We start from the raw sequence: 12,890 nt of genomic DNA on the forward strand, positions 1-12,890 counted from the left end.
GTAATAAGTAATGGATTTATTTGGATTAGGGATAGCTATTTTTTATTTTTTCATTATTAGCAAAAGTTATGAATGGATTTGTAAAGTAACTAGAAAAGAGCAAATTATTTTTTTATCCTACACCTGTATATCAGTTTTTATACTTGAAGAAGCTATTAGTATGGTGTATAGATATAGTTTTGCTTTGTCTAAATTTTTATTTCCTTTAGTTATGTATGCTTATTTAATAAAATTAAAGAAGTATGGAAAATACCAGGGACTTTTTATCAGTTTATTATTATCTTTGTTATATCATAGTACCCATACGTTTATATCTGTAACCTTCTCTTCGATAGTAGGTGATAACATTGTATTACAATATAAAAGTCTATTCTTTTTAGCAATCTCAACGTTGACCTATTTTGTTGTCTTAAAAATCATTCATTATTTCCATTTGGAACTAAACTATTTTGATAAGGATTACCTTTATCCTTTCTTGAAAAAAGTATTTTTTGCTTTACTACTGCTACATGTTGCATCTTTCGTTTCAGATATGGTAAGTACGATTAAACATTTGAATAGTTTTGGAAGCATTTTATCATCTATTATATTCATCTCTCTTATTTTGACTTTTCTTGCAATGAATTCGCATAAAGATCAAATTGAGAAAGAGATTGCTTTGAAGCAGAAGAAATTTGAACAAAAACATTTACAGAATTATACAGATGAAATTGTCGGACTGTATAATGAAATCCGTGGTTTTAGACATGACTATGCTGGGATGCTTGTCAGCATGCAGATGGCAATTGACAGTGGTGATTTACAGGAAATTGACAGAGTTTACAATGAAGTTTTGGTCAAAGCAAATCACAAACTGCGTTCAGATAAGTATACTTACTTTGACTTGAACAACATAGAAGATTCAGCTTTACGAAGTTTGGTTGCTCAGTCAATTGTATATGCTCGAAATAATGGTGTAGAGTTTACACTGGAAGTAAAAGATACGATTACCAAGCTTCCAATAGACCTGCTGGATTTAGTTCGTATTATGAGTGTTTTATTGAACAATGCTGTGGAAGGATCGGCTGATAGTTATAAAAAACAGATGGAAGTAGCAGTTATTAAGATGGAAACTGAAACAGTGATTGTGATTCAGAATTCATGTAAAATGACGATGACTCCTTCAGGAGACCTATTTGCTTTAGGATTCTCTACTAAGGGAAGAAATCGTGGAGTCGGATTAAATAATGTGAAAGAACTACTGGATAAGTACAACAATATTATTTTAGAAACAGAGATGGAAGGCAGTACATTTAGACAAATCATTAGATTTAAGAGGGAATTTGAATGAAAGTTTTAATTTTAGAAGATGTTATTGAACATCAAGTGAGACTAGAGAGAATATTGGATGAAATTTCGAAAGAATCGAATATTCCAATATCATACAAGACAACGGGAAAAGTTCGTGAATTTAAGGAATATATTGAAAATGATGAAGTAAACCAGCTTTATTTTCTAGATATTGATATTCATGGAATTGAGAAAAAAGGGTTTGAAGTTGCCCAGTTTATTCGTCATCACAATCCTTATGCTATTATCGTCTTTATCACCAGTCGATCAGAGTTTGCAACTCTAACCTATAAATACCAGGTATCAGCCTTAGATTTTGTTGATAAGGATATCAATGATGAGTTATTTAAGAAGAGAATTGAGCAAAATATCTTCTACACGAAGAGTATGTTACTTGAAAATGAAGATGTGGTTGATTATTTTGACTACAATTACAAGGGAAATGATTTAAAAATTCCTTACCATGATATTTTGTATATTGAAACGACAGGTGTCTCTCATAAATTACGCATTATTGGTAAGAATTTTGCCAAAGAGTTTTACGGTACCATGACAGATATTCAGGAAAAGGACAAACATACTCAGCGATTTTATTCTCCTCATAAGTCATTTTTGGTAAATATAGGCAATATCAGAGAAATTGATAGAAAGAATTTAGAAATTGTTTTCTATGAAGACCATCGTTGTCCTATTTCAAGATTAAAAATTAGAAAATTAAAAGATATTCTAGAGAAAAAATCTCAAAAGTAATTGACAATTAGCAAGAAATTGATATAATGGTTATATCTGCTACAGATAGAAGGTCCGTTGGTCAAGGGGTTAAGACACCGCCTTTTCACGGCGGTAACACGGGTTCGAATCCCGTACGGACTATTTTATCCGCCATAGCTCAGTTGGTAGTAGCGCATGACTGTTAATCATGATGTCGTAGGTTCGAGTCCTACTGGCGGAGTATAGATAAAAGGGAACATAGTGTTGTTCCCTTTTTTGTATCAATTTGTATCACCAAGCATCTTCATAAGGAAGTCTGTTATTTCTTGAGGACTTTCTTTTTTTCCATGTGCAATCCAAGTTTGGCAGACACCAAAAAGTGCGTGAGTTAGATAGATGCTACTGTATTCTAATTCAGTGGTATTGAGATTCAGTTGCATAAATCGCTTTTGTAAATCTGTACTGAGCATGATATGAAGTTTATTTCGTAAGAAATTTTGGATTTCTTTGGTCCCATTTTCAGAAAGAAGGGCAGCTAGAAGTGGTTCTGACTCTAGATATTCAAATACTTCTAGAATAGCATCTCTTTTGTGATGAGCATGTTTTTGAAAAATATATTCAAATGTATGAAATAGCTTGCTTTGATAGTGCTCAATCATATCATACTTATCCTTATAGTGAGTATAGAAGCTGGAACGACTAATTCCGGCTTTTTCTGCTAATTTGACAGTAGAAATTTGATCAAATGGTTGTTCCATTAGTAATTGTACCATAGCATTTTCAATAGTTCGCTTTGTTTTTAAGCGTTTATTACTTTCTTTCATATTTCCTCCTTGTGAACAAATTAGACTATGTGTCTAAAAATGGATTTTTTATCTTGTAATTTAGATTTTTTAATGTATAATCTATTATATCAAAATTTTAGACAATATGTTTAAAAAAGGAGAAACTATGTTTAAAGAATGGAAAGCAATTTTTAAAAAACCAACCTTTATTATTGTCATGATAGGGATTTCTCTTATTCCCGCTCTGTACAATATCATATTTTTATCCTCAATGTGGGATCCATATGGTCAAGTGTCTGACTTACCTGTGGCAGTTGTCAATAATGATAAAGAGGCCTCTTATAATGGTAATAGCATGTCTATAGGAAAAGACATGGTGTCTAATTTAGAGCAAAATAAATCATTGGATTTTCATTTTGTAGATGAAGAAGAAGGTAAGAAGGGTATAGAAAACGGTGATTATTATATGGTAGTCACTTTGCCAAGTGACTTGTCTGAAAAAGCAACTTCTATTTTAACGGATCACCCTGAGCAAATGCAAATCGATTATCAGACTTCAAGTGGTCATAGCTTTATTGCAAGCAAGATGAGTGATTCTGCTATGACACAATTAAAGCAGAATGTTTCTACCAATGTAACCGAGACTTATACTAAAGCTTTATTCAACAAAATGGTCGATTTAAAGGATGGTATGAGTCAAGCAGCTTCTGGAAGTGAAAAACTAACTGATGGAGCGAATCAGTTAGTGGCAGGAAGTCAAACATTAACTACTAACCTAAACTCTTTAGCAGATTCAAGTTTAACATTTTCAAATGGAACGGAGCAGTTTACTAAAGGATTATCCTCTTATGTATCTGGTGTTGAACAACTTCATCTTGGCTTAGGAAATTTTAATAGTGGTTTAGTTACATATACTGGTGCAGTGAGTCAATTAGATAGCGGATTAGGTCAATTATCTTCTAAAAGCCCTGAATTAGTAGGAGGAATCAATCAACTATATACTGGTGTAGAGTACTATACTGGCGGTGTTTCTCATCTCAATGCTGGTCTTAATCAATTTTCATCTGGTGTTAGTGCCTACACCAATGGAGTGGGAAGTCTTGCAACAGGTGCTAATCAGTTATCTAATCAATCAGCTACACTTCGAATGGGGGTGGAGCAATTAAGTGAAGGAATTCAACAACTTTCTAGCAAGTTAGATACTTCGTCTGAGCAAAAAGATCAAATTAATCAATTATCCTCTGGTCTGAATCAGTTAAATCAAGCTATTCAAAATATTGATGTTGGAGATACAAAACAATTAGATTCTGTTTTATCAAGTATAGTATCTCTTTCTAATCAAATGTTAGCAAGTGCTCAGTCTGATAAAGCGACTACATTAGCCAATATTCAATCGACAGCAGCTTATCAATCTTTGACAAGTGAGCAACAAGCTGAAATAAGTGCTTCTGTATCTCAAAATTCGACTGATAGTATTCAATCGGCTCAGTCAATTATAGCTTTAGTACAAGGTTTACAGGGAAGTTTGGAAAACTTACAAAATCAATCCTCTAATCTTTCGACTTTAAAAAATCAAGCTAATCAAGTATTACCGCTTGCTTCTACTTCTTTGACAGGATTGTCAAGTGGATTAACAGAGATACAAGGAGCTGTTGCTAGCAAATTAGTTCCTGCCAGTCAGTCTATTACATCGGGTGTAAATGCATATACTGCAGGTGTTGATAAAGTTTCTCAAGGCGCAAGTCAACTAAGTGAAAAGAATTCCACCTTGACAGGTAGTCTGGATCAACTAGTGTCAGGATCAACTACCTTGACACAAAAATCTTCTAACTTGACAGCAGGAGTTGGTCAATTAGTTGAAAAAACTCCAGAATTAGTGTCTGGTATTGAAAAATTATCAACTGGCTCTAACCAATTGAATCAAAAGAGTCAAGAATTAATGGCAGGAGTTGATAAATTACAATCAGGATCTGGTCAATTAGCAGACAAATCCAGTCAGTTACTTTCAGGTGCTTCTCAATTAGAGAATGGAGCTAATAAATTGGCAGATGGATCTGGTAAACTTGCAGAAGGTGGAACAAAGTTAACTTCTGGATTGGAAGGTTTACAGATAGGAGTTGCTTCTTTGGGACAAGGATTAGGTAATGCTAGTGATCAACTCAAGTTAGCATCAACGGAATCTAAAAATGCAGAGATTTTGTCAAATCCACTCAATCTTTCAAAAACAGACAATGATCAAGTTCCTGTAAATGGAATTGCAATGGCTCCTTATATGATATCAGTTGCTCTTTTTGTTGCAGCAATATCAACGAATATGATCTTTGCGAAGTTGCCTTCAGGACGTCATCCGGAGAGTCGTTGGGCTTGGTTGAAATCTCGAGCAGAAATAAATGGTATTATAGCTGTTTTGGCAGGAATTTTGGTATATGGAGGAGTTCATCTTATTGGTTTAACTGCAAATCATGAGATGAGAACATTTATTCTCATTATCCTAACAAGTTTAGTATTCATGTCCATGGTGACCGCTTTAACAACATGGAATAGCCGTATAGGAGCTTTCTTTTCTCTTATTTTGCTTTTATTACAGTTAGCATCAAGTGCAGGTACTTACCCACTTGCTTTGACAAATGATTTCTTTAGAGCCATTAATCCTTGGTTACCAATGAGTTATTCAGTTTCTGGATTACGAGAAACAATCTCTATGACAGGAAATATTCATCATCAAGTCATTTTCCTTTCTGTGATACTAGTACTATTTATTGGTTTAGGTATGCTAGCCTATCAGCCTAAGAAAATGGAAGAAGATTAAAAAAATCGACCAACTGGTCGATTTTTTATGCCTTAGATGACTTTTGTCTGTGATTATAGATTCCAAATAGTAAGAGAGAAGTAAAGGAACAGATTGCTCCAGTAATAAAACCATTGGGAATGAAGGAAAGTGTAATAGTTCCTTTCCCCTTGGGAACGTCAACTTTCATAAATCCAGTTTGAGCTTGTTTAATTTCTATTTTCTTACCATCTTGGTAGGCAGACCAACCTTTGTCATAAGGAATGGTGAAGAAAATAGATGTATCTTGTTGGACATCATATGTAGCAAAAACCTTGTTTTTAGAAGTTGATACTGTTACAGGTTGTTCTTTGATTTTTTGAATAGCCTCAGTTAAAGTTTGGGTATCTAAACGATAGAAGGTAGGAGATTCAAATGATACTTGTGAATTTCCAGGGAAACTAACATTGATATTGAAAGTTTTTTTCTCTTTTGTATATCCTAGATTAAAGAAGGAGAAGGCATTATCAGTTGTAAAAGTCTTTTTTTCACTATTTACAAGGATGTCAACCTTCTTTTGTTTATCATTAGAAAAGTGAAGGTTTGTGAAAGAAAGATAAACTTGGCTGTTTTCTGGCACTTCAATTTGATACTGGATTGCTGCATCCTCATTTGAAGAACTTGTAACACTAATCAAATCATCAGTATTTTCGGTTTTTTCATAAAGGATTGGAGAAAAATAATCAAAATCGACGTTAGCAAGTTGATTTAAAAACGAGGCTTGATTATCTAAAGTATGTTCATTGAACTTGACATCATTGTAAACAAATTGACTAGCAAATGCAATCGGAAGAGAGAATTGATTTTCATATAGGGCAAGATTATCTTTTTGATAGATATCTTTAAAACCATACTTATCAATAGGGTTGTCTGAGATATTGTACTGGATACCAAATAAACTATCAGCCAAAATACTATTATTTGCATAGCGGAGATTGAGATTAGTCCCAGAGGATTTAAACCCAAGTTTATCCAAAGTAGAGCTTGCTGAACGATTTCGAACAGATGAAAATTGAGAGATTCCATTGTAGTTGAATTTCATACTGTCATTTCCTGTCTGAGTTTGTAGTTTTTCAGTACGAGTAAATTGATTTCCAATATCTGTTGAGAAAGATTCCATAGCTGGGATATCTCGATTATATGAACTTCGAGAAGCAAAACCCCATTCTTTAGCAATTCCGTCCATTTGAGATGAAGCATTTAAACTCATTTCAACCATTATAAATAAAGAGATTAGAATGGCAAATAGATTTACAAAGATAAACTTTTTGATAACTGCAAGGAGTAAAAGCGAATAGACAATCAAAAATTCAAGAGTAAGCAGAATATTCAAATCTGTTAAAAAAGAATAATGCGATTTTAGATAGATGGTGGCTAAAAATCCTGTTACTATAAGAAAAAGCGAAACTAAAAAATTCCAGATTTTAATTTCTTTTAGACGATTTAAGACTTCCGCTGCTGTGTAAATTAACAAGGTAGAGAAAATCCAAGCATAGCGATGTAAAAACATGTTTGGAGTATGCATGCCTTGCCAAAATAAATCAAGAGCTTCAATATAAAAGCTTGCAATTAGAAATGTAAAGAAGATTGCATAGATAAGTTTCACGTGAAACTTAATAGTTTTCAGTGTAAAAAATAAAATAGTCAAAATAAAGGGAAGTAGTCCTACAAAAATCATTGGAATAGCCCCATACTTGGTTGTATCAAAGGAACCAATGAATTGCTTAGCAAAAAGATCAAGATACCAGCTACTTTCAGTTTGAAACTTTGTAACTTCAGTCAATTTTTCCCCATGTGTCTGTAAATCAAACAGAGTAGGAAGAGTCAGAATCAAACTAGCCATACCAGCTAAAACGGAGGTGATTATGAAATCAAGAAAAGATGATTTTCGGGTTTTAAAGTCCCAAGAAATTTGACAGAGATACCAGAAAATAAGAAACAATGCTGTCATATAGCCAAAATAATAGTTTTGGATAAATAAGATTGACAGACTTGTAAAGTACAATAGGAATTTCTTTTCAGTGATGAGTATCTGTAAACCAGTTATAATTAAAGGAATCAAGATAAAAACATCTAGCCAGGTTTTTATCTCTAATTGACTGACAGTGAAACTCATCAGAGCATAGGAAGTAGATAAAGCTAGTTTTAAAGGATTAGGAATCGATTGAAATAATTTATTTAAACTAAAGTAAGTTGACAGTCCAATCAATCCAAATTTTAAGAGAGTTGTCAGATAGACAGCATCTGGCATATTAGTTAGATCAAAAAAGTAAACTAGTGGTGAAAGGAAACTACCCAAGTAATAACTAGATAGGGCATAGAAATTCAATCCGAGGCCACTTGTAAAGGTGTAGAACAAACTACCATTTCCGTGTAGGATATTTCTTAGAGCTATATCAAAAATAACGTATTGATGAAACCCATCTCCTAATAGTGGAGATGTATCGCTATTCCAGTAGATACCTTGAGATAGATATACTCCTATCATAATAATTATGGGAATGATGGAAGAAACAAAATAGGTCCAATATGTTTTAAAAAATAATTTCATGTTACCTCATAAAATGTTAGAAAACTCAGCTGGTTAACCCAACTGAGTTTTGAAGTTTTATTTAGTCTTTCCAAAGTTCTTTAACTTTTGCTTGTACTTCTGCATTCTCTAGGAATTCATCATAGGTTTCATCGATACGGTCAATAACGCCATTTTTAGACAAGACAATGATATGGTTGGCTAGAGTTTGAATAAACTCGTGGTCATGGCTGGCAAAGATGATTGATTCTTTAAAGTTTTTCAATCCATCATTCAAGCTTGAGATAGATTCCAAGTCCAAGTGATTGGTTGGATCATCAAGTACAAGGACATTTGATTTTAAGAGCATGAGTTTTGAAAGCATGACACGAACTTTTTCTCCCCCTGACAAGACATTTACAGGTTTGTTAACCTCATCTCCAGAGAAGAGCATACGGCCGAGGAAGCCACGTAGGAAAGTATTGTCATCTTCTTCTTTACTTGCGAATTGACGCAACCAGTCAAGGATTGACTCTCCTCCTGCAAAATCTGCCGAGTTATCTTTTGGCAAGTAAGAACGGCTAGTAGTTACTCCCCACTTGACAGTTCCTTCATAGTCAATGTCCCCCATGATTGCACGAATTAATGCAGTCGTTTGGATGTCATTTTGTCCAATAAGCGCTGTCTTATCACCTGGACGCAAGATAAAGCTGATATTATCTAAAATAGTCTCACCATCAATCTTTACAGTTAGATTTTCTACTGTCAAGAGATCATTACCAATCTCACGTTCCGCTTTAAAGTTGATAAATGGATATTTACGACTAGATGGTACAATTTCTTCAAGTTCAATCTTATCAAGCATTTTCTTACGTGATGTTGCTTGCCTTGATTTAGAAGCATTAGCAGAGAAACGAGCAACGAATTCTTGCAATTGTTTAATTTTTTCTTCTGCTTTAGCATTACGGTCTGCTAGCAATTTAGCAGCGAGTTCAGAAGATTCCTTCCAGAAGTCATAGTTTCCGACATAGAGTTTGATTTTTCCGAAGTCAAGGTCGGCCATGTGAGTACATACTTTGTTTAAGAAGTGACGGTCGTGTGATACTACGATAACAGTGTTATCAAAATCAATCAAGAAGTCTTCTAGCCATGTAATTGATTGGATATCCAAACCATTGGTCGGCTCGTCCAAAAGAAGGACATCTGGTTTACCAAAAAGTGCTTTGGCGAGGAGAACCTTTACTTTTTCACCGTTGGCCAATTCGCTCATATTTTGATAGTGCAATTCTTCTGGGATATTTAGGTTTTGAAGGAGTTGAGAGGCTTCACTTTCTGCTTCCCATCCTCCAAGCTCGGCAAACTCTCCTTCAAGTTCGGCAGCACGCACTCCATCTTCGTCTGAGAAATCTTCCTTCATGTAGATGGCATCTTTCTCTTTCATGATGCTATAAAGTTTTTCATTTCCCATGATAACAACATCAATGGCACGTTCATCTTCATAGTCAAAGTGATTTTGACGAAGAACAGAGAGACGTTCATCTGGACCAAGAGAGATGTGACCAGTAGTAGGTTCGATATCTCCAGCTAAAATTTTTAAAAAGGTTGATTTTCCGGCACCATTAGCACCGATTAATCCGTAAGTATTTCCTTCTGTAAATTTGATATTGACATCATCAAAAAGTTTGCGATCACTAAAACGTAGTGAAACATCAGATACTGTAAGCAATGTTTTTCTCCTATATATGTAATATATTTATTCTACTAGAAAATACGGAAATATTCAAATTTTTATCTGTCAATTTTGTGTAAATTAAATTTACAGCATACTTTACACAAATCCGTAAATAGCAAGGCTGATTTATTTTGATAAATTACGGTTATTTCATTAAAAAAATGCTATAATTGAAGGGACTATATCGAAGGAGAACAAAATGACTAAACCCATTATTTTAACAGGAGACCGTCCAACAGGAAAATTGCATATTGGACATTATGTTGGAAGTCTCAAAAATCGAGTATTATTACAGGAAGAGGATAAGTATGATATGTTTGTGTTCTTGGCTGACCAACAAGCTTTGACAGATCATGCTAAAGACCCTCAAACCATTGTAGAGTCTATCGGAAATGTAGCTTTGGATTACCTTGCAGTTGGATTGGATCCAAGTAAATCAACTATCTTTATTCAAAGTCAAATTCCAGAATTAGCTGAGTTGTCTATGTATTATATGAATTTAGTGTCATTAGCACGTTTGGAGCGCAATCCAACTGTCAAGACAGAAATTGCTCAGAAGGGATTTGGAGAAAGCATTCCGACAGGATTTTTGGTTTATCCAATTGCACAAGCAGCTGACATCACAGCCTTTAAGGCCAACTATGTTCCTGTTGGGACAGATCAGAAACCAATGATTGAGCAGACTCGTGAAATTGTTCGTTCTTTTAACAATGCATATAACTGTGATATCTTGGTAGAACCGGAAGGTATTTATCCAGAAAATGAGAGAGCAGGGCGTTTGCCTGGTTTAGATGGAAATGCTAAAATGTCTAAATCACTCAATAATGGTATTTATTTAGCTGATGATGCGGATACTTTGCGTAAAAAAGTAATGAGTATGTATACAGATCCAGATCATATCCGCGTTGAGGATCCAGGTAAAATTGAAGGAAATATGGTTTTCCATTATCTAGATGTTTTTGGTCGTCCAGAAGATGCTCAAGAAATTGCTGACATGAAAGAACATTACCAACGAGGTGGTCTTGGTGATGTGAAGACCAAGCGTTATCTACTTGAAATATTAGAACGTGAACTGGGTCCTATTCGTGAGCGCCGTATCGAATTTGCTAAGGATATGGGAGAAGTTTATAATATGCTTCAAAAAGGTAGTGAAAGAGCGCGTGAAGTTGCAGGTCAGACCCTATCTGAGGTAAAAGGAGCAATGGGACTTCATTATTTTAACTAGGTTTATTTTATAAGAAACTATCATTTCTATCTCAAAGAAAAGATAGTTTTTTATTTACCCCTGTAACATTTGACAAATTTTTATAGAATGGTATGATAGATACAATATAAAAAGAGTCAAGCTCAAAAAGAAAGAAAAGAGGAAACTTCGAATGTCTAATTGGGACACTAAATTTTTGAAAAAAGGTTTTACCTTTGATGATGTATTGCTTATTCCAGCTGAAAGTCATGTGTTGCCTAACGATGCTGATTTAACAACTAAATTGGCAGATAATTTGACTTTAAATATCCCAATTATTACCGCTGCCATGGACACAGTTACAGAGAGTCAAATGGCCATTGCTATTGCTCGTGCAGGTGGTCTCGGAGTTATCCATAAAAACATGTCAATTGCTCAACAAGCAGACGAGGTTCGTAAGGTAAAACGTTCTGAAAATGGAGTTATTATTGATCCCTTCTTCTTGACGCCTGAACATACAATTGCTGAAGCAGATGAGCTTATGGGTCGTTACCGCATCAGTGGTGTTCCAGTTGTTGAAACACTTGAAAATCGTAAATTGGTTGGTATTTTGACAAACCGAGATCTTCGTTTTATTTCAGACTATAACCAACCAATCTCAAATCATATGACCAGTGAAAATCTTATTACTGCTCCTGTGGGTACAGATCTTGCAACAGCTGAGAGCATTCTTCAAGAACACCGTATTGAAAAACTTCCGTTGGTAGATGAAGAAGGTCGTCTTTCTGGTTTGATTACTATCAAAGATATTGAAAAAGTTATTGAGTTTCCAAATGCTGCTAAAGATGAGTTTGGTCGTCTTCTAGTTGCAGGTGCAGTAGGTGTTACTTCAGATACATTTGAACGTGCAGAGGCTCTTTTTGAAGCAGGAGCGGATGCGATTGTTATTGATACTGCACATGGTCATTCTGCAGGTGTCTTGCGTAAAATTGCTGAGATTCGTGCTCATTTCCCAGATCGTACTTTGATTGCTGGAAATATTGCTACTGCTGAGGGAGCGCGCGCACTTTACGAAGCAGGTGTAGATGTTGTCAAGGTTGGGATTGGACCAGGTTCAATCTGTACTACTCGTGTTATTGCAGGTGTTGGTGTTCCGCAAGTAACAGCTATCTACGATGCTGCAGCTGTTGCGCGTGAATATGGTAAAACTATCATTGCTGACGGTGGAATCAAGTATTCTGGAGATATTGTAAAAGCCCTTGCTGCAGGTGGAAATGCAGTTATGCTTGGATCAATGTTTGCTGGAACTGATGAAGCTCCAGGCGAAACTGAAATCTTCCAAGGACGTAAGTTTAAGACTTACCGTGGTATGGGATCAATTGCTGCTATGAAGAAAGGATCAAGCGATCGTTACTTCCAAGGTTCTGTCAATGAAGCAAACAAACTTGTTCCAGAAGGAATTGAAGGTCGTGTTGCTTATAAAGGTGCTGCAGCTGATATTGTCTTCCAAATGATTGGAGGTATTCGCTCTGGTATGGGTTACTGTGGTGCAGCTAACCTTAAAGAACTACACGATAATGCTCAATTTATTGAAATGTCTGGTGCTGGTTTGAAAGAAAGCCACCCTCATGATGTACAAATTACTAATGAGGCACCAAATTATTCTATGTAAAAAACAATGAAAAGAACTCCCGTGGAAACAGGAGTTCTTTTACAATATTGTCAAGTTTCATTTACAGGCTCTTTGTCAACTGTAGTGGGTTGAAGAAAAGCTAAGATCGAGAAAGGACACATTTCGTCCTTTCTTTTTTGAT

8 protein-coding genes and 2 tRNA genes are annotated in these 12,890 nt (G+C 35.0%); 7 read left to right on the forward strand and 3 right to left on the reverse strand.

Annotated elements, in window-relative coordinates:
* The first annotated feature begins 10 nt into the window (after positions 1 to 10).
* The 4 genes from comD (at position 11) to K1I71_RS06985 (ending at position 2,281) form a co-directional block, all read left to right on the forward strand.
* Positions 11 to 1,330 (forward strand): competence system sensor histidine kinase ComD, encoded by a 1,320-nt coding sequence (gene comD / locus K1I71_RS06970; RefSeq protein ID WP_045605310.1) that lies wholly within the window; start codon positions 11 to 13, stop codon positions 1,328 to 1,330.
* Entirely contained in the window at positions 1,327 to 2,079 is a 753-nt protein-coding gene (gene comE, locus K1I71_RS06975) for a competence system response regulator transcription factor ComE (RefSeq protein WP_000866073.1), read from the forward strand. The genes comD and comE overlap by 4 nt, the downstream gene beginning before the upstream one ends.
* 51 nt (positions 2,080 to 2,130) lie before the next feature.
* Positions 2,131 to 2,202: transfer RNA gene (locus K1I71_RS06980), tRNA-Glu, on the forward strand.
* 5 nt (positions 2,203 to 2,207) lie between these two features.
* Positions 2,208 to 2,281 (forward strand) — tRNA-Asn (locus K1I71_RS06985).
* A 40-nt stretch (positions 2,282 to 2,321) separates the two neighbouring features.
* On the opposite strand, the gene K1I71_RS06990 is transcribed toward K1I71_RS06985, so the two are convergent.
* Positions 2,322 to 2,864: a TetR/AcrR family transcriptional regulator gene (locus K1I71_RS06990; protein WP_000665088.1), complete on the reverse strand. Its 543-nt coding sequence runs from the start codon at positions 2,862 to 2,864 to the stop codon at positions 2,322 to 2,324.
* Between the two features lie 127 nt (positions 2,865 to 2,991).
* On the opposite strand from K1I71_RS06990, the gene K1I71_RS06995 reads away from it, so the two are divergent.
* Positions 2,992 to 5,634: a YhgE/Pip domain-containing protein gene (locus tag K1I71_RS06995; protein WP_223330579.1), complete on the forward strand. Its 2,643-nt coding sequence runs from the start codon at positions 2,992 to 2,994 to the stop codon at positions 5,632 to 5,634.
* A gap of 25 nt (positions 5,635 to 5,659) precedes the next feature.
* Here the strand turns inward: K1I71_RS06995 and K1I71_RS07000 are convergent, their stop codons facing one another.
* Together K1I71_RS07000 and K1I71_RS07005 are read right to left on the reverse strand one after the other, a co-directional pair.
* Positions 5,660 to 8,203, reverse strand: a complete 2,544-nt coding sequence (locus tag K1I71_RS07000; RefSeq protein WP_045605305.1) for a YfhO family protein — start codon at positions 8,201 to 8,203, stop codon at positions 5,660 to 5,662.
* Positions 8,204 to 8,264: 61 nt separating this feature from the next.
* Positions 8,265 to 9,887 carry an ATP-binding cassette domain-containing protein gene (locus tag K1I71_RS07005; protein WP_000958774.1) on the reverse strand — a complete coding sequence of 541 codons (1,623 nt, stop codon included), beginning with the start codon at positions 9,885 to 9,887 and terminating at the stop codon, positions 8,265 to 8,267.
* A gap of 205 nt (positions 9,888 to 10,092) precedes the next feature.
* Between K1I71_RS07005 and trpS the strand changes: the two genes are divergently transcribed.
* Positions 10,093 to 11,118, forward strand: a complete 1,026-nt coding sequence (gene trpS / locus K1I71_RS07010) for a tryptophan--tRNA ligase (RefSeq protein WP_223330580.1) — start codon at positions 10,093 to 10,095, stop codon at positions 11,116 to 11,118.
* A 151-nt stretch (positions 11,119 to 11,269) separates the two neighbouring features.
* Positions 11,270 to 12,748: an IMP dehydrogenase gene (guaB, locus tag K1I71_RS07015; RefSeq protein ID WP_000073401.1), complete on the forward strand. Its 1,479-nt coding sequence runs from the start codon at positions 11,270 to 11,272 to the stop codon at positions 12,746 to 12,748.
* The last annotated feature ends 142 nt before the right edge of the window (positions 12,749 to 12,890 follow it).

This window comes from Streptococcus mitis (assembly GCF_019929545.1).
Lineage (GTDB): Bacteria > Bacillota > Bacilli > Lactobacillales > Streptococcaceae > Streptococcus > Streptococcus mitis_BU.